This is a genomic window from Pseudomonas sp. IPO3774 (genome assembly GCF_013386835.1).
Taxonomy (GTDB): domain Bacteria; phylum Pseudomonadota; class Gammaproteobacteria; order Pseudomonadales; family Pseudomonadaceae; genus Aquipseudomonas.
The window spans coordinates 133,285-150,073 of sequence record NZ_JACAQY010000013.1 but is presented as its reverse complement, the minus strand read 5'-3'; the positions used below and the strand labels follow the sequence as shown (position 1 = coordinate 150,073).

Here is a 16,789-nt window from a genome sequence, read left to right as displayed (position 1 = left end):
TTTACGGGTGGCATGGTTAATGAAATTCAAGGATCTTCGGGATTTCGTGCAGCAACTTGAGCAGCGCGGAGAGTTGAAACGTATCCAGGTGCCGATTTCCCCGGTCCTGGAGATGACTGAGATTTGCGACCGCACCTTGCGCAACAAGGGCCCGGCGCTGCTGTTCGAAAACCCGGTGGGCTTTGATATCCCGGTGCTCGGCAACCTGTTCGGCACTCCCGACCGCGTGGCGTTTGGCATGGGCGCCGAGTCGGTCAGCGAACTGCGCGAGATCGGCAAGCTGCTGGCCTTCCTCAAGGAACCCGAGCCACCCAAGGGGCTCAAGGACGCCTGGTCGAAGCTGCCCATCTTCCGCAAGATCATCGCCATGGCCCCCAAGGTCGTGAAAGACGCGGTTTGCCAGGAAGTGGTGATCGAAGGCGAGGATGTCGACCTCGGCATGCTCCCCGTGCAGACCTGCTGGCCTGGCGACGTCGGCCCGCTGATCACCTGGGGCCTGACCGTCACCAAGGGCCCGAACAAGGACCGCCAGAACCTCGGCATCTACCGTCAGCAAGTGATCGGCCGCAACAAGGTCATCATGCGCTGGCTGAGCCACCGTGGCGGCGCCCTGGATTTCCGTGAGTGGTGCGAAAAGCACCCCGGCCAGCCATTCCCTGTTTCCGTGGCCCTGGGCGCCGACCCGGCGACCATCCTCGGCGCCGTCACGCCGGTGCCCGACAGCCTGTCCGAGTACGCTTTCGCGGGCCTGTTGCGCGGCAATCGCACTGAGCTGGTGAAATGCCGCGGTAACGACCTGCAAGTGCCGGCCACCGCCGAAATCATCCTCGAAGGCGTGATTCACCCGGGCGAGATGGCCGATGAAGGCCCCTACGGCGACCACACCGGCTACTACAACGAAGTCGACAGCTTCCCGGTGTTCACCGTCGAGCGCATCACCCACCGGATCAAGCCGATCTACCACAGCACCTACACCGGCCGCCCGCCGGATGAGCCGGCGATCCTCGGCGTGGCGTTGAACGAAGTGTTTGTGCCGATCCTGCAAAAGCAGTTTCCGGAAATCACTGACTTCTACCTGCCGCCCGAAGGCTGCTCGTATCGCATGGCCATCGTGACGATGAAGAAGTCGTACCCCGGCCACGCCAAGCGGGTAATGCTGGGTGTGTGGTCGTTTTTGCGACAGTTCATGTACACCAAGTTCGTTATTGTCACCGACGACGACATCAACGCCCGGGACTGGAACGACGTGATCTGGGCCATCACCACGCGTATGGACCCCAAGCGCGACACGGTGATGATCGACAACACGCCGATCGACTACCTCGACTTTGCTTCCCCGGTATCGGGCCTCGGCTCGAAAATGGGCCTGGACGCCACCCATAAATGGCCGGGTGAAACCACCCGCGAATGGGGCCGCGTGATCGTCAAGGACGAAGCGGTCACTGCCCGTGTCGATGCGCTCTGGAAAGAATTAGGAATAGATTGATGCGTGTAACCCTGCAGCCTTCCGGTGCGGTACTTGAACTGACGCCCGGCGAGCGGATCCTCGAGGGCGCGCGCCGCCTGGGCTACGATTGCCCCCAGGCCTGCCGCAATGGCGTGTGCCACGTGTGCGCGGCGCTGCTGGTGGAAGGCCGGGTGCAGCAAGCCGGTGAGGTGCGTGACCATGGCGAGTTCTATACCTGCATTGCCGAACCGCTGGAAGATTGCATTGTGTTGTGGGATGGCGTGCTGGCGCCGGGAGAATTGCCGGTGCGCAAACTGTCTTGCCAACTGAGTGAATGCGTCGAGGTGGGCGGTGACGTATGGCGCGTGCGCCTGCGGGCTCCGGCCGGCAAGGCGGTACGCTACCACGCCGGGCAATACCTGATGATCGAGCGGGAAAACGGCGAGAAGTCGGCATTCTCCCTGGCCTCGGCGCCCCACGCCGGGCGCGAGCTGGAATTGCACGTGCTGGCCCGGGAAGACAGCGCCCGCAGCCTGCTGGAGCAGTTGCAGCGCAACCAGATGGCCCGCATCGAAATGCCGTTTGGCGACACCCACCTGGCGGAACTGCCCGACGGGCCGCTGGTGCTGATCGCCGCCGGCACCGGCATGGCCCAGATGCATAGCCTGATCGAACACTGTCGCGCCAGTGGCTTCAAGCACCCGGTGCATCTGTATTGGGGGGTACGTCGACCGGAAGACTTCTACGACATCGAGCACTGGGACCAGTGGCTGCAACTGCCCAACCTGTTCCTGCACAAAGTGGTCAGCGACCTGTGTGGCTGGGAAGGGCGCTGCGGGCTGTTGCATGAAGCGGTGTGCGAAGACATCAGCGACCTCAAGGCCGTGCATGTCTACGCCAGTGGTTCACCGGCGATGATCTACGGCACCCTGGATGCGCTTGTCGAGGCCGGCATGGATGCACACCAGATGCGTGCTGACGTATTTGCCTACGCACCTCGCCCGTAACATGTGGCGAGGGAGCTTGCTCCCGCTGGGCTGCGCAGCGGCCCCGAAACAGTCGCTGGGTTCTATCTTTAAGATCGCATGAACTTCAGGGCCGCTTCGCGACCCAGCGGGAGCAAGCTCCCTCGCCACAGAAGCCCTTCAGTGGCTTGATCAGAAACGAACGCCCGTGGTCACCATCGCCGCATTGAACCCGAGCAACACCAGCTCGGCGGCGACCGGCCCGTAGTGGGTGCCCACCGAGGGGATGATCACCGGCGCCACCCCCAGTCCATTCAGCGGAATCTTGTCGCGGTACTTGCCGCGATAGCCCTGGATCACACCCCCTGTCAGCTTCAAGTACACCGGGTAATCGGGCATGTCATAGCGTTTGCCGGCATAGGCGTAGTACGAACGCTGGCTGAACGAGTTGCGAAACGTCGCCCCGCCATACACCAGGCCTGACGCTTCATTGCGCTCCAGGCCGATCAGGTCCTGGTTGTTGTTGTGGTCCTTGTCCGGCGCAAAATGCCGGGTGTAGACGCTCGTCTGGGCATACCAGAAGCCTTTTTCGTCCTGGGTCGGCACTTCCGCCGCCAGGGCGGTGGTGGCCTGTGCCAGGAACAACAGGCTGGGCAGTCGGTATTTCATGGAGTGACCTCGGTAGTCGATTCGGTTGGCGGCTAGGTGGGTCGTGACAGGCGCCTATTTTGAAGGCTCAGCGTGCCCCCAGGCTGAACCTGCGCTGAAACTACAGGGATTGAGGCAGCCAATCCTGATGAGCGGAGCGGCCTGGGCTTATGCATTCGCTTATTCTTTAAAGGTATTTAATTTGTTACATAAATATCATTAAGCTATATGCCAACGGACTACCGACTTTCTGCCAATAACCAATAAATGACCGCCACCGTCCGCCACACGGATCGATCGTACGAGCTCAGAGCATTGACGTTCTGGCTTTTGATTCCAAGGGGAGCGGTATGGGGAGCAACAAGCAGCACCTGCTGTACACGGCGATTTTGTCGGCTAATTTGCTGACCGCTGTGGGATTCAGTCCAGTGGCATCCGCCGAAACGGCCACTGCCGATGTACCCAAACTCGATACAGTCATTGTCACCGGCACCCGCGCCCAAGAGCGCACCGCCAGTGCCTCGTTGTCACCTATCGATGTGATTTCCGGCGACACCTTGCGCAGCACCGGCTCTGATGAGTTGGGCGCGGTGTTGGCCCGATTGATTCCTTCCATCAACTTTCCACGCCCGAGCCTGGTAGACGGTGCCGAACTGGTGCGCCCGGCGCAGCTGCGTGGCCTGTCACCGGACCAGGTGTTGGTGCTGGTCAACGGCAAGCGCCGCCACACCAGTGCCTTCGTCAATCTCGGCGGTGCGGTTGGGCGTGGCTCGGCGCCGGCGGATTTGAATGCGATCCCGTTGTCGGCGGTCGACCATATCGAGGTGCTGCGTGACGGCGCATCGGCCCGCTACGGCTCCGATGCGATTGCCGGGGTGATCAACGTGATCCTCAAGCATGACGACCACGGCGGCTCGATCACCAGCAAGTTTGGTGAGTACAAGAAGGGCGACGGTATCCAGCGCAACCTCAGCGGCAACACCGGTGTGGCACTGGGCGATAACGGGTTTATCAACATCTCTGCCGAAGGCGCCGACAACGATTACACCAACCGCGCCGGCAAGGACCTGCGTCCGGGCAGCGTTGGTTCGACGACCTACGGCCAGCGGGTGTTCCGCCAGGGCGAGCCGGCCACCGACCAGGGCAAGCTGTTTCTCAACTCGGAATATTCCTTCAGCGATGCGGCCGAGTTCTATGCGTTTGGCGGCTACAGCAAGACCCGCGGCGAGACGGCGGCGTTCTACCGGGCCAGTAACGCGAGCAACAACATTCCTGCGCTCAACCCCAATGGTTACCTGCCGTTGATTCGCGGTGACGTGGAAGACACGTCCCTGGCGGTCGGCCTGCGCGGCTTGTTGGCCTATGACTGGCACTACGATGTGTCGGTCAACTACGGCAAGAACCAGTACCAGATCGGTACCGAAACCATCAACACCTCGCTGGGCCTGGCCACGCCGCGCAAGTTCGACAATGGCACGTTGGTCAATGACCAGAAGCAACTCAGCCTGGACCTGTCGCGGGAATTCAGCCTGGGCTGGTTGCCGTATCCGGTGTCGGTGGCGTTTGGCGGCGAATACCTGGACCAGGGTTACCAGATCAAGGCGGGCGACCCGGCGTCCTACTACCAGACCGGCAGCTCGGGCCTGGGCGGCTTCCGTGATTCCGACGCCGGCACCAGCACGCGCCACAACTGGGCGCAGTACCTGGACCTGGAAACCAACTTCACCGAAAAACTCAGTGCCTCCGCCGCCGTGCGTCACGAGGACTACAGTGATTTTGGCTCCAACGTCAGCGGCTCGCTCTCGGCGCGCTACGACTTCACCCCGCAAGTGGCCTTGCGCGGCAGTGTATCCAACGGTTTCCGTGCGCCGTCCCTGGCACAGCAAAACTTCGCCTACACCTCGTCGCAACTGATCGGCAACACCATCCAGGAAGCCGGCACCTTCCCGGCCAACAGCCAGGTGGCGCGCCTGCTCGGCGCTGAAGACCTGAAAGCCGAGAAATCCCGCAACTACAGTCTCGGCCTGGTGCTGGAGCCGACCGACAACCTGACCGTGACCGCCGATGTCTACCGTATCGACATCAGCGACCGCATCAGCCTGTCCTCCAACCTGGACCTGAGCAAGAACCCGGCTGCGCTCGCGTATCTGCAGGCCAATGGCGTCGGCAACATCAACTACACCACGGTGCGCTACTTCACCAACGCCACCGACACCACCACCAATGGCGTCGACCTGGTGGCCAACTATCGCTACCAACTGGACAACGGTGTGCGCTGGAACAGCACCGTGGGCTACAACTACAACCACACCAAGGTCACCGACGTAAAAGCCAACCCGTCCGTACTGGATAGCCTGGGCGCGAGCCTGGTTCGGGTGGACCGTCGCGAGCGCATCGGCCTGCTGGGCGATACCACGCCACAGCACAAGCTGAGCCTGGGCAACGACCTGAGTTTCGGCAACTGGGCGCTGCACAGTAATTTGGTGCGCTATGGTTCATTCACCAGCTACCAGGCCGACCCGACCAACGACCAGCGCTTCAAGGCCGCCTGGCTGTTGGATCTGTCAGCCGACTACAAGCTGAAAAACTGGACCTTCACCGTTGGCGGCGACAACGTCACCGACAAATACCCGGAAAAACTCAATGCCTACGCCAGCAGTGGTGGCAATTTGGCCTATAGCACTTTTTCGCCGTACGGTTACAGCGGCGCGTTCTATTACGGTAAAGTTGCTTACAACTGGTAACAGCTTCTCGTAACAACAAAGGAGACCTAAGCGATCTGCCATGACCGCCATTGAATCTGATCTTTTGCAATTGGCTTACCCTCCGCGGCTCGATCTGGGGCCGCAACTCACTCACGAACAGTTGATGAGCTCGATGCAAGCCACCATGGCGCTGCACAAGGGTGGGCCGGTCTGGCTATTCGCTTACGGTTCGCTGATCTGGCGGCCTGAATGTTCGTCGACACAGCGGATGCGGGCGCGGGTCCACGGTTATCACCGGGGCTTGTACCTGTGGTCTCATGAGCACCGGGGCACGCCGGAAATACCGGGGTTGGTGTTTGGCCTGGATCGCGGCGGCTCGTGCAGCGGGTTTGCCTACCGCTTGCCGGAAGATCAACTGGAGGCCTCGCTGTATGCCCTGTGGCAGCGCGAGATGCCGTATCCCTCGTACCGGCCGCACTGGCTCAGCTGTCGTCTGGAAGATGGCAGCCAGGTGCAGGCATTGGGATTTGTCCTGGAACGGCACCTGCCCAGTTATGCCGGCAATTTGCCCGACATCGTGCTGAATCACGTGTTGCAAAGCGCTTGCGGGCGTTACGGCACTACGCGCGATTATGTCGAGCAGACCGTCAACGCCCTGCGTAGCCACGCCATGCCAGACAAGAATCTGGAGGCGCGGCTCAAGCGGTGTTCCAAAGGCTGTTCCGACGATTAACGTGCGGCACTGACGCTATTGGTGTGCCACAAGGTGGGGATCAGGAACGCGATGGCCAGCAGGCACGCGCCGATCAGCAGCACGAAACCACCGTCCCAACCGAAATGGTCAACGGTGTAGCCCATGGCCGCACTCGCTGCCACTGAACCACCCAGGTAACCGAACAGGCCCGTAAAGCCCGCTGCGGTACCGGCGGCTTTCTTCGGTGCCAGTTCCAGCGCCTGCAGGCCGATCAGCATCACCGGGCCGTAGATCAGGAAGCCGATGGAGAACAGCGCGATCATGTCGATCATCGGGTTGCCCGGCGGGTTGAGCCAGTAAACCAGGGTCGCCACGGTGACCAGGCCCATGAACACAATGCCGGTCAGGCCACGGTTGCCACGGAAGATCTTGTCCGACATCCAGCCGCACAGCAGCGTGCCCGGAATGCCCGCCCACTCGTAGAAGAAGTACGCCCACGAGGTTTTATCCACATCGAAGTGCTTGGCTTCCTTGAGGTACGTCGGTGCCCAGTCCAGCACGCCGTAGCGCAGCAGGTAGACGAAGACGTTGGCGAAGGCGATGTACCAGAGCATTTTGTTGCGCAGCACGTACTTGACGAAGATTTCCTTGGCGCTGAATTCGTCCTCGTGGCTGGCGTCGTAGCCTTCCGGGTAATCGTTCTTGTATTGCTCGATGGGCGGCAGGCCCACCGATTGCGGGGTGTCGCGCATGGTGATGAAGGCAAACGCCGCCACCAGCAGGGCCACGGTAGCCGGGACGTAGAACGCCGCGTGCCAGTCGTTGAACCAGGCCATGCCCAGCAGGAACAGCGGGCCGATCAAGCCGCCGCCGACGTTATGCGCCACGTTCCATACGGAAACCACACCGCCGCGTTCCTTCTGCGACCACCAGTGCACCATGGTCCGCCCACTTGGCGGCCAGCCCATGCCCTGGGCCCAGCCGTTGATGAACAGCAGAATGAACATCATGGTCACGCTGGAGGTAGCCCAAGGTGCGAAACCGAAAATGAACATCACCCCGGCGGACACCAACAGGCCGAAGGGCAGGAAGTAGCGCGGGTTGGAGCGGTCGGACACCAGGCCCATGAGGAACTTGGACAGGCCGTAGGCAATTGCGATCGCCGACATTGCCAGGCCCAGCTGGCCACGGGTGTAACCCTCGTCGATCAGGTACGGCATGGCCAGGGAGAAGTTCTTGCGCAGCAGGTAGTACCCGGCGTAACCGAAGAAAATACCGGCGAAGATCTGCCAGCGCAGGCGTCGGTACGTGCTGTCTATTTTTTCTTCAGGCAGGGGCGCCTGATGTGCGGCAGGACGGAAGAAAGCAAACATTCAAGAGCTCCAGATTTCTTGTTTTGACTGCGGATGCGAATGTTACAGTTTCGTTACCGAAAATAGCACCGCCTCTTATCTGCGGGCATAGGAATTGAGTGCAATTGCATGTTCTTTTACGAACATGTCGCTTAGAGGCAAGTGAGGGACGTTTTCAGGAGGGGATGCCAAGAAGCTGTGGTGAGGGAGCAAGCTCCCTCACCACAGGCAGTGATTCGGTTCAGTTGCCGTTGGCGGCTGCGATATCACCTGGAAGCAGGTGTTCCTGGATCTTCTGGCTGCGGGATTCCACCAGTTGACCCTGGTCGTCGAAGCGCAACACGATCAGCCAGTCATACACATTTTCCGGCCATTTCTTCATGCCGGTCAGCGCCGCGCCGTCACCGCCGAAGGCCTCGATCAACTTGTCGATATGCCCGTGATGCCAGGCGATCAACACGGTCTGCGCCTGGTTGGACTTGCGCAGGGACTTCACCAGCTTGCCGACTTGATCGTCTGAGTAGGGGGTTTCAAGCGGGAGCTGCAGGCGCTGGGCCAGGGGTGTCAGGGTCAGGCGCGGGCGAGAGCTTTCCTTGCTGTCGCTGGTAGCGATCAGCCGCTGGGGCACCACGGAGATGCCGTTCAACAGCAGCGGGTCGAAATAGCTGGCGTAGGCCGCCGCCCGTTGTTCGCCCTTGGGGCTCAGCAACGGACCTTCATCGGGTTTTTCCGCATGGCGCACGATCAGCACCGTCACGTTGTTCAGCCCGCGTACATCCTTGCCCTCTTTATGGGCAAAGGCGTGAGCCGACACCATCATCAACAACCCCAGAAACAGCGCGCGCAGCGGTGTGACCATTATTCATTCCTGCCAGTGAGTGAGTGCCTCGGCCGATCATGGGCCCAGGCACTCCGCGGACAAAATGAAACAATAGTCAGCGTAGCTGCACCACGACCTTGCCCACAGCCTTGCGCTGGCCGAGGTCGTTGATCGCCTGCGCCGCCTGCTCCAGCGGGTACACCTGGGACACCAGCGGCTTCAACTTGCCCTCGGCGAACCAGCCGAACAGTTGCTGGAAGTTGGCGGCATTGTCCTGCGGCTGGCGCTGGGCGAACGACCCCCAGAACACCCCGACCACCGCCGCGCCCTTGAGCAGCGCCAGGTTCACCGGCAGCTCGGGAATGCGCCCGCTGGCAAAGCCCACCACCAGCAGCCGGCCATTCCAGGCGATGCCGCGAATGGCCTGGTCAAACAGGTCGCCGCCCACCGGATCGTAGATCACATCCACGCCGTTGCCGCCGGTAAGGCGTTTGATCTCGTCCTTGAGGCTGGCTTCGCTGTAGTTGATCAACTCATCGGCACCGGCAGCCTTGGCCACCGCCAGCTTGTCGGCGCTGCTGGCCGCGGCGATCACCCGGGCGCCCATGGCCTTGCCGATTTCCACCGCAGCCAGGCCGACGCCGCCGGAGGCACCGAGCACCAGCAGGGTTTCCCCGGGTTGCAGGTTGGCCCGTTGCTTCAGGGCGTGCATCGACGTGCCGTAGGTCATGCTGAAGGCGGCGGCGGTGTTGAAGTCCATGCTCGGCGGGATCGGCAGCACGTTGTAGCCCGGCACCGCGACCTGCTCGGCGAAGCTGCCCCAGCCGGTCAGGGCCATCACCCGGTCACCGACCTTCAGGTGGCTGACGTTCTCACCGACTTGGCTGATCACGCCTGCCGCTTCACCGCCTGGCGAAAATGGGAAGGGCGGCTTGAACTGGTACTTGCCCTCGATGATCAGGGTGTCCGGGAAATTGACCCCGGCCGCATGCACGTCCAACAGGATTTCGTTCTTCTTGATCGCCGGGCTTTCGACGTCTTCCAGCACCAGGTTTTCGGCGGGGCCGAAGGCTTTGCACAGCACAGCTTTCATCGGACTATTCCTTTTGGCGTGTTGGCCGATAAGTGTAGGTGGGCAGGGCGACGGGTCAACGAGCATGCCCCGGCCTGATAAGTCGCCATAAGCTTGTGCTCAGGGCTGCTAGCGTTATGCTACTGGGCAACCGAATTGAGGAATGAACTGTGAAAGCGTGGATCCTGTTGATGCTGGCCCTGACACTGCCGACGGCAGCCCTGGCCGAAGAAGCCAAAGAAGGCGAAGCGCCGAAGGTCAGCTATATCAGCCTGAGCCCGCCGTTTGTCGGTAACTACGGCCTGGATGGCACCGCGAAGCTGCGGGTGTTCAAGGCGGATATCGCCCTGCGGGTCACCGGTCCCGAGGCAGCCGCTGCCGTGAAAGCCAACGACGCGCTGATTCGCAACCAGTTGGTGGCGTTGTTTACCCAGCAGACCAACGACACCATGAGCAGCGTTGATGGGAAGGAAAAACTGCGCCAGGAAGCCCTGAAGCAGACCCAGCAAGTGATGAACGACGAAACCGGCAAGCCGCAGGTTGAGGATCTGTTGTTCAACAACCTGATCATCCAGTAAGCCGGTCGCTTCGCGCCCTTCGCGAGCAAGCCCGCTCCCACACTTGACCGAGTTCTAACATGAGAATGCGGTTGAATGTGGGAGCGGGCTTGCTCGCGAAGAGGTCCTGACAGGCACCTCAGGAAGCCAGGCTCTTCCTGAACCGCGCCAACGCCACCGCAAAGAACAGCAACCCGATCCCCGCCAGCGCCAGCAAGTCCGGCCACACCACATTCACACCCGCATCCCGGAACAGAATCGCCGCACTCAGGCTCACAAAGTGCGTCGACGGCGAGCCCTGCATCACCCATTGCAACCACTGCGGCATGCTGTCCAGCGGCGTGCTGCCGCCGGACAACAGCAGCATCGGGATAATCACCGGGATCGCCAGCAGGCCAAACTGCGGCGTCGAGCGGGCGAGGGTGGCGAGGAAGATGCCGAGGGCAGTACTGGCAAACAGGTACAGCGCCGTCACCAGCAAAAACAAAGTCAGCGACCCGGCCAGCGGCACGCCGAGCAAGCCTTTCACCACCACTTCCAGCGACAGCCAGGTGCACAGCACCACCACCAGCATGTTGCTCCAGATTTTCGCCAGCATGATTTCCAGCGCAGTCAGCGGCAGCACCAGCAAATGGTCGAGGGTGCCGTGTTCGCGCTCACGCAGCAGCGCGGTGCCGGTCAGCACGATGGCGAGGATGGTGATGTTGTTGACGATCTGGATCACCGCCAGAAACCAGCCGCCTTCCAGGTTGGTATTGAACAGCGCCCGGGTGGTCAGCAGCGCCGGCGCCTTTTGGGCGGCATCGGCCTGGTTGCCATAGGTCAGCAATTCCCGCTGGAAAATCCGCCCGATATACCCGGCGCCCATGAATGCCTGGCTCATGGCCGTGGCATCGACGTTGACCTGCACCCCCGGCTGGCGCCCGGCCAACAGGTCGGCCTGGAAATTCGCCGGTACGTTGATCACGAAGGTGTACTGGCCGCTGTCCATCACCTTGTCCAGTTGGTCGTACGGCAACGGCACCGCCGCCTGGAATTCCGGCGGTTGCAGTGCTTCGGCCAGTTGCCGGGAAAGCGCGCTGTGGTCTTCATCCACAAAGGCCACGCTGGCGTTGTGCACACCGATCACCGAGCCGGCGGCGGGCATATAGATGGCGACGGTAAAGGCGTAGAACAGGAACAGCAGCAACACGCTGTCGTGGCGCAGGCTGGTCAGTTCCTTGATGCCGAGGCGCAGGATATGGGCGAACTTGTGCATCTCAGGCCTCCTGCTTCTTGAGCATGATCAGGCTAAGCCCGGTGAACCCCAGGAAAAACCCGAACAGCGCCAGGCACTGTGGCCATAGCTGACGCAGGTCCAGGGCCTTGGTAAAGGTGCCCACCGCAATGTCGAGGAAGTAGCCCGCCGGAAACAACATGCCCATCAACGCGGCGGCGCCTTCCAGGGACGAGCGCGGCACGATCAGCCCGGAGAACTGGATGGTCGGCAGGCTGGTGATGATCATGGTGCCGAGGATCGCTGCGATCTGGGTGCGGGTGAACGCGGAAATCAGCAGGCCCATGCTAGTGGTGGCCAGCACATACAGCAGGCCGCCGAAAGCCAGGGTCACGCCGCTGCCCTTGAACGGCACGCCGAACAGCCAGCGGTTCATCGCCACCAGCAGGCCCAGGTTGATCAGGCTCACGGCCAGGTACGGCGCCTGCTTGCCCAACAGGAATTCCAGGCGGGTCAGGGGTGTGGCGTAGAAGTTGGTGATGGAGCCCAGTTCCTTCTCGCGCACGATCCCCAGGGCCGTGAGCATCGCCGGGATAAACGCGAGGATCAGCGCCATCACGCCGGGGCCGATAGCGTTCACGCTGACCACGTCCTGGTTGTAGCGAAAGCGGGTTTCCAGTTTGGCGGCGGCTTGCTGATTCAATGGTGTGCTGTTCAGTTCGGCCAGTTGTTGGAGGTTGGCCTGGTGCACGGCCTCGACATAATTGCGGCTGGTTTCCGCACGGAACGGCATGCCGCCATCGAGCCAGGCGGCCACGGCGGGTTGGCGGCCGGCGTAGAGATCGCGGCCGAACCCTGGCGGAATCTCCAGCGCCAGTTTGATTTCCGAGCGTTGCAGGCGTTTGTGCAGTTCGTTGGAGTCAGTGATCGGCGACTGTTCGGCGAAATAGCGCGAACTGCGAAAGGCTTCCAAGTAGGCCCGGCTTTGCGGCGTCTGATCCTGGTCGTAGACGGCGAAGGCGAGCTTCTCCACGTCCAGGGATATGCCGTAGCCGAAGATCACCATCATGAAAATCGCCCCCAACAGGGCGAAGGCCATGCGCACTTTGTCCCGCAGCAGTTCCTTGCCTTCGCGGCTGGCCACGGCCAACAGGCGGGCGACGCTGAACCCGCGTTTGCTGACGGGTGGGGCCATGGGTTCGCTGACGGTTTCGGTGGGCGCGGTGGCCGCTTCGGGCGCGCCTTGGGCCTGTTCCAGGCAGGTGACGAACGCTGCTTCCAGGGTTTCGCCGTGGAACTGCTGTTGCAGCGCGTCTGGCGTGTCGCAGGCCAGCACCTTGCCCGCGTGCATCAGCGAGATGCGGTCGCAGCGCTGGGCTTCGTTCATGAAGTGGGTGGACAGGAAGATCGTCACGCCCTGTTCCCGGGACAGTTCGATCAGCAGCCGCCAGAAGTCATCCCGCGCGGCCGGGTCGACGCCCGAGGTCGGCTCATCGAGGATCAGCACTTCCGGGCGGTGCAGCACCGCCACCGCCAGGGACAAGCGCTGGCGCAGGCCCAGCGGCAACTCGCCGGACGGCTGCTCGGCAACGTCGCCCAGGTCAAAACGCTTGATCAACTCGTCGATGCGCTGGCCGCTCTCGGCCTTGGGCAGGTCGAACAACTGCGCATGCAGCACCAGGTTCTGGCGCACGCTGAGTTCGCCGTACAGCGAGAAGCTTTGCGACATGAAACCCACGCGCTTGCGGGTGGCCAGGTCCTTGGCGTTGACCGGGTTGCCCAGCAGCGTGGCGGTGCCCTCGGTGGCGGGCATCAACCCGGTGAGGACTTTCATGGTGGTGGTCTTGCCGCAGCCGTTGGAGCCGAGGAAACCAAAGATCTCGCCCCGGCCAATCGCGAAGCTGACCTTGTTGACTGCCGTGAAGTCGCCGAAGCGCAGGGTCAGGTCGTGGGCTTCGATGGCGATGTCGGTGTTGTCGCTTTGCCGTGGCGGAATCACCAGGGGGTCGTTGTTATGGGCGCTGTCGCCCTGGAAATGGGTGAAGGCTTCATCCAGTTTGCCGCTGGGCGTCGCGGCGGCCAGTTCGCTGCTCAGGCCGTCGGCGATCAGCTTGCCGCGGTCGAGCATCAGGCAGTGTTCAAACTGCTCGGCCTCTTCCATGTAGGCGGTGGCCACCAGCAGTGTGAGCTGCGGGCGTTCGCTGCGTACGGTTTCCACCAGTTCCCAGAAGCGTCGACGGGACAGCGGGTCGACGCCGGTGGTGGGTTCGTCGAGGATCAACAGGTCAGGGTCGTGGATCAGTGCACAGCACAGGCCGAGTTTCTGCTTCATGCCGCCGGAGAGCTTGCCGGCGGGGCGCTCGGCGAAGCGTGCGAGGTCGGTGGCCAGCAGCAGGTTGTGCATGCGCTGGTCGCAATCGGCTTTTGACAGGCCGAACAGCGTGGCAAAGAACCGGATGTTTTCGCTGATGGACAGCTCGGGGTACAGGTTGCCGCCCAGGCCTTGAGGCATGAAGGCGATACGCGGGTACAGGCTGTTGCGGTGGCGGCGGTCTTCGATGGAGCCGCCGAGTACTTGCAGTTCGCCTTGTTGAAGCTTTTTGACCCCGGCGATCAAGCCCAGCAGGCTCGACTTGCCGGCGCCGTCCGGGCCGATCAACCCGCAGCGTGTGCCGGCAGGCAGGCTGAAGGCGATGTCGATCAGCGCCTGTTGCTTGCCGTAGCGATGGTTGATCCCCGTGGCGTGCAGCGCCAGGCCGCTCATTGCAGGTTGGCCGGCCAGTCCAGGTCAGCGGTGCGCACATAGCCGGCGCCGGGCATGCCCGGTTTGGCTTGGGGCACGGCGCTTGGTTGGGTCAGCCGCAGCTTGACCCGGAACACCAGCTTCTGGCGTTCGTCGCGGGTTTCCACTTCCTTGGGGGTGAACTGCGATTTGGCGGCGACGAAGCTGATTTTCGCCGGCAGCGGTTGCTTCGGCAGGGCGTCGAGGACGATCCGCGCTTCGCTGCCCACGGTCAAAGCGCCTGTGACTGAAGCGGGCAGATACAGGTTCATGTATTGGTCGTTGGGGTCGATCAGCAGCAACACGCGGCCACCCGCGCCGAGCACTTCGCCGGGTTCGGCCAGGCGCAGCTGGATGATGCCGTCGATAGGCGCCCGCAGGCTGCTGTCTTCGATTTCACTGGTGAGCTGGGCGACCTGGGCCTGGGCGGCGCCGATGGCGGCCTTTACCGAATTGACCTGGGCCTGGGCGGCGACCACGGCAGCGTTGCCGGTGTTTTGCCGGGCCTGCTGCTGGTCGATCAGCTGGCCGCTGGCGAAGCCGCGCTTGTACAGCTCCTGGGTGCGCTTGAGTTCCTGGCTGGCCAGCAGTTGTTCGCTCCGGCGCAGTTGCACATTGGCTTCGGCAGCAGCGAAATTCTCCCTGGCCCGCAGCACTTCGGCTTCGGCCTGGGCGCGCTGGGCTTCCAGGGTGCGGGTGTCCATGCGCGCCAGCAGTTGGCCCTTGAGCACCTTGTCGCCTTCGTCCACCCGCACTTCGGCGAGGCGCCCGGGGATCTTGGCGGCGATCTGCACTTCAGTCGATTCCAGCCGGCCATTGCCCATGCTCAAGCCTTCGGGCAGGCGGTCCTGGGTGGATTGCCAATAGCCGAAGCCGCCGGCGGCCAGCAGCAAGACAATCAATGGAATGGCGAAAAGATGGGAGGTACGGTGGTTCGTCGACATGGGTGCATCCTGCGGCGTTAGCGTCCTAGTTTGACCGATCCTGCCCGGAGGCCCTTGATGCGGGTCAAATGAAGCGCCAGCCTAACCCGGTTGGCGCGCAGATGCATGCGCCATGGGCGTGACCGCAGGGTTCTGCTGTTTCAGCGCAGGCCGAGTACGGCGGCCCATTGCTCGGCGGTGACCGGCATCACCGAAAGGCGGCTGCCTTTTTGCACCAGGGGCAACTCGGCGAGGGCAGTTTGCTGTTTCAGATAGCCCAGCCCCAGGACCTCCGCAAAGGTCTCGACGTGGGCAACATTGATCGCGCTCCACGGATTTTTTTCAGGGCTGGCCTTGGCGTCGAAATAATGACTGTCGGGCTCCAGCGCGGTCGGGTCCGGGTAGGCTGCCTCGACGATTTTACCGATGCCGGCAATCCCCGGTTCCGGGCAGCTGGAGTGGTAGAAGAAGAACTGGTCACCCACCGCCATCGCCCGCAGGAAGTTCCGCGCCTGGTAGTTGCGCACCCCGTCCCACCGGGCCTCGCCGAGCTTTTCCAGGCCCTTGATGGACAGTTCATCGGGCTCGGATTTCATCAGCCAATAGGCCATGTTTTCGCTCCTCAAAAGTCGATTGGGAAAGTTGTCCTGCAATTTTATGACAAACCGACAGTCGGTTGGCGTCAAGGTTTGCGTGTTGGTTCACGTTAACGCAGAATGCCGGGGTTTTGAGCTTGACGCAGCTGGCACGGACTACTAATGGAACGTTGCTGTCATCGTGTGCAAGATGCCTGAAGGGGGGCAATCGATGAAACGCAAACCGGATTTACTATGGATTTTGGTTATTTTGTTCGGCCTGGGCGTTGTGACCACCGGCTATGCGCAGAGCTTGTGGTCGAACAAGACTGACGCACCGATTGAACTCGCACAGCAACAGCCGCAACCGTTCAAACGCTGACCCGTCTTCAAGGCGCTGCTGATTCCAGTAGCGTCTCTGCTATATACCAATCCTTATCGGTGACTGTGCCCTCAAGCGGTACATCCCAGCTTGCCTGTGCCAATCGTTCGACCTTCTGGCATTCATGGGCCAGGCCCAACAGCGTCGGCTTGCGCCAGGATTTCCGGCGGGCCATGTAGGCCAGGCTGCGGTCATAAAACCCGCCGCCCATGCCCAACCGTCCGCCCACATCATCAAAGCCAACCAGTGGCAGCAGCACCAGGTCCAGCGCCCAGACCTTGCGTTGCCGGCCGGCATTTACCTGGGGCTCGAGGATGCGAAAACGGTTGGGCCTCAGCTTTTCGCCGGGGCGCACTCGCTGGAATACCATCTTGGTTCGCGGCCATGCACTGAGCACCGGCAGGTACGTCGCCTTGCCCCGGCGCTGTGCAGCGCGCAGCAGCAGGCGCGGATCGATTTCACCGTCCGTCGGTAGATATAAGGATAGGTGTTTGGCCCGGCGAAACAGCGGGTGCTGTGCCAGTTGCCGATACAGGCCCAGGGCGGCCTGGCGTTGCTCGCTTGGCGTCAGGGCGCGGCGGGCTTTGCGCAGCATGCGTCGAAGTTGCGGGCGGGAAAGCGGCGCAGGTTCGGTCATGGTTTTCGGCTCAT

The 16,789-nt window shown here is 62.0% G+C and carries 15 protein-coding genes; 6 read left to right on the top strand and 9 right to left on the bottom strand.

Going from position 1 to position 16,789, the window contains the following annotated elements; translation table 11 throughout:
• Positions 1-19 precede the first annotated feature (19 nt).
• On the top strand, positions 20-1,486 hold the full coding sequence (gene ubiD / locus HYE77_RS06685; RefSeq protein ID WP_008438879.1) for a 4-hydroxy-3-polyprenylbenzoate decarboxylase: 1,467 nt from the start codon (positions 20-22) through the stop codon (positions 1,484-1,486).
• Positions 1,486-2,454, top strand: a complete 969-nt coding sequence (locus HYE77_RS06680) for a CDP-6-deoxy-delta-3,4-glucoseen reductase (protein ID WP_003213981.1) — start codon at positions 1,486-1,488, stop codon at positions 2,452-2,454. The genes ubiD and HYE77_RS06680 overlap by 1 nt, the downstream gene beginning before the upstream one ends.
• 150 nt (positions 2,455-2,604) lie before the next feature.
• On the opposite strand, the gene HYE77_RS06675 is transcribed toward HYE77_RS06680, so the two are convergent.
• Entirely contained in the window at positions 2,605-3,081 is a 477-nt protein-coding gene (locus HYE77_RS06675) for a hypothetical protein (protein WP_003213979.1), read from the bottom strand.
• A gap of 329 nt (positions 3,082-3,410) precedes the next feature.
• Between HYE77_RS06675 and HYE77_RS06670 the strand changes: the two genes are divergently transcribed.
• The gene (locus tag HYE77_RS06670; protein WP_003213976.1) at positions 3,411-5,804 is read left to right on the top strand and encodes a TonB-dependent siderophore receptor; all 2,394 of its coding nucleotides are present in this window, start codon (positions 3,411-3,413) and stop codon (positions 5,802-5,804) included.
• A 40-nt stretch (positions 5,805-5,844) separates the two neighbouring features.
• Positions 5,845-6,498, top strand: coding sequence for a gamma-glutamylcyclotransferase (locus tag HYE77_RS06665; RefSeq protein ID WP_003213974.1), 654 nt, complete (start codon positions 5,845-5,847; stop codon positions 6,496-6,498).
• On the opposite strand, the gene glpT is transcribed toward HYE77_RS06665, so the two are convergent.
• The 3 genes from glpT to HYE77_RS06650 all read right to left on the bottom strand — a co-directional run bounded on the left by glpT (position 6,495) and on the right by HYE77_RS06650 (position 9,724).
• Positions 6,495-7,832 carry a glycerol-3-phosphate transporter gene (gene glpT, locus HYE77_RS06660; RefSeq protein WP_003213972.1) on the bottom strand — a complete coding sequence of 446 codons (1,338 nt, stop codon included), beginning with the start codon at positions 7,830-7,832 and terminating at the stop codon, positions 6,495-6,497. The two genes, HYE77_RS06665 and glpT, sit on opposite strands and share 4 nt — an antisense overlap.
• Positions 7,833-8,052: 220 nt before the next feature.
• Complete coding sequence (locus tag HYE77_RS06655; protein ID WP_008438881.1) at positions 8,053-8,670, bottom strand: flagellar basal body-associated protein FliL; 618 nt, start codon at positions 8,668-8,670, stop codon at positions 8,053-8,055.
• Positions 8,671-8,746: 76 nt separating this feature from the next.
• A complete protein-coding gene (locus HYE77_RS06650) occupies positions 8,747-9,724 on the bottom strand; it encodes an NADPH:quinone oxidoreductase family protein (RefSeq protein WP_003213968.1) in 978 nt (325 codons plus the stop codon).
• A gap of 149 nt (positions 9,725-9,873) precedes the next feature.
• Between HYE77_RS06650 and HYE77_RS06645 the strand changes: the two genes are divergently transcribed.
• On the top strand, positions 9,874-10,281 hold the full coding sequence (locus HYE77_RS06645; protein WP_003213967.1) for a flagellar basal body-associated protein FliL: 408 nt from the start codon (positions 9,874-9,876) through the stop codon (positions 10,279-10,281).
• Positions 10,282-10,399: 118 nt separating this feature from the next.
• Here the strand turns inward: HYE77_RS06645 and HYE77_RS06640 are convergent, their stop codons facing one another.
• The 4 genes from HYE77_RS06640 to HYE77_RS06625 all read right to left on the bottom strand — a co-directional run bounded on the left by HYE77_RS06640 (position 10,400) and on the right by HYE77_RS06625 (position 15,792).
• Positions 10,400-11,518 (bottom strand): ABC transporter permease, encoded by a 1,119-nt coding sequence (locus HYE77_RS06640; protein WP_003213965.1) that lies wholly within the window; start codon positions 11,516-11,518, stop codon positions 10,400-10,402.
• A gap of 1 nt (position 11,519) precedes the next feature.
• Positions 11,520-14,240 carry a ribosome-associated ATPase/putative transporter RbbA gene (gene rbbA / locus HYE77_RS06635; protein WP_177068581.1) on the bottom strand — a complete coding sequence of 907 codons (2,721 nt, stop codon included), beginning with the start codon at positions 14,238-14,240 and terminating at the stop codon, positions 11,520-11,522.
• Positions 14,237-15,202 (bottom strand): HlyD family secretion protein, encoded by a 966-nt coding sequence (locus tag HYE77_RS06630; protein WP_003213963.1) that lies wholly within the window; start codon positions 15,200-15,202, stop codon positions 14,237-14,239. The genes rbbA and HYE77_RS06630 overlap by 4 nt, the downstream gene beginning before the upstream one ends.
• 140 nt (positions 15,203-15,342) lie before the next feature.
• On the bottom strand, positions 15,343-15,792 hold the full coding sequence (locus HYE77_RS06625; protein ID WP_177022360.1) for an EVE domain-containing protein: 450 nt from the start codon (positions 15,790-15,792) through the stop codon (positions 15,343-15,345).
• Between the two features lie 196 nt (positions 15,793-15,988).
• Between HYE77_RS06625 and HYE77_RS06620 the strand changes: the two genes are divergently transcribed.
• Entirely contained in the window at positions 15,989-16,138 is a 150-nt protein-coding gene (locus HYE77_RS06620) for a hypothetical protein (protein ID WP_003213959.1), read from the top strand.
• 7 nt (positions 16,139-16,145) lie between these two features.
• On the opposite strand, the gene HYE77_RS06615 is transcribed toward HYE77_RS06620, so the two are convergent.
• Positions 16,146-16,775, bottom strand: a complete 630-nt coding sequence (locus HYE77_RS06615; RefSeq protein ID WP_087693301.1) for a 5-formyltetrahydrofolate cyclo-ligase — start codon at positions 16,773-16,775, stop codon at positions 16,146-16,148.
• Positions 16,776-16,789: the final 14 nt, after the last annotated feature.

Excerpts from the sequence above, each read along its gene's own strand:
- HYE77_RS06630 (WP_003213963.1), bottom strand. The coding sequence starts at position 15,202 with ATGTCGACGAACCACCGTACCTCCCATCTTTTCGCCATTCCATTGATT.
- HYE77_RS06675 (WP_003213979.1), bottom strand. The coding sequence starts at position 3,081 with ATGAAATACCGACTGCCCAGCCTGTTGTTCCTGGCACAGGCCACCACC.
- HYE77_RS06625 (WP_177022360.1), bottom strand. The coding sequence starts at position 15,792 with ATGGCCTATTGGCTGATGAAATCCGAGCCCGATGAACTGTCCATCAAG.
- HYE77_RS06620 (WP_003213959.1), top strand. The coding sequence starts at position 15,989 with ATGAAACGCAAACCGGATTTACTATGGATTTTGGTTATTTTGTTCGGC.
- HYE77_RS06680 (WP_003213981.1), top strand. The coding sequence starts at position 1,486 with ATGCGTGTAACCCTGCAGCCTTCCGGTGCGGTACTTGAACTGACGCCC.
- rbbA (WP_177068581.1), bottom strand. The coding sequence starts at position 14,240 with ATGAGCGGCCTGGCGCTGCACGCCACGGGGATCAACCATCGCTACGGC.
- HYE77_RS06650 (WP_003213968.1), bottom strand. The coding sequence starts at position 9,724 with ATGAAAGCTGTGCTGTGCAAAGCCTTCGGCCCCGCCGAAAACCTGGTG.
- HYE77_RS06640 (WP_003213965.1), bottom strand. The coding sequence starts at position 11,518 with ATGCACAAGTTCGCCCATATCCTGCGCCTCGGCATCAAGGAACTGACC.
- ubiD (WP_008438879.1), top strand. The coding sequence starts at position 20 with ATGAAATTCAAGGATCTTCGGGATTTCGTGCAGCAACTTGAGCAGCGC.
- glpT (WP_003213972.1), bottom strand. The coding sequence starts at position 7,832 with ATGTTTGCTTTCTTCCGTCCTGCCGCACATCAGGCGCCCCTGCCTGAA.
- HYE77_RS06670 (WP_003213976.1), top strand. The coding sequence starts at position 3,411 with ATGGGGAGCAACAAGCAGCACCTGCTGTACACGGCGATTTTGTCGGCT.
- HYE77_RS06655 (WP_008438881.1), bottom strand. The coding sequence starts at position 8,670 with ATGGTCACACCGCTGCGCGCGCTGTTTCTGGGGTTGTTGATGATGGTG.
- HYE77_RS06665 (WP_003213974.1), top strand. The coding sequence starts at position 5,845 with ATGACCGCCATTGAATCTGATCTTTTGCAATTGGCTTACCCTCCGCGG.
- HYE77_RS06615 (WP_087693301.1), bottom strand. The coding sequence starts at position 16,775 with ATGACCGAACCTGCGCCGCTTTCCCGCCCGCAACTTCGACGCATGCTG.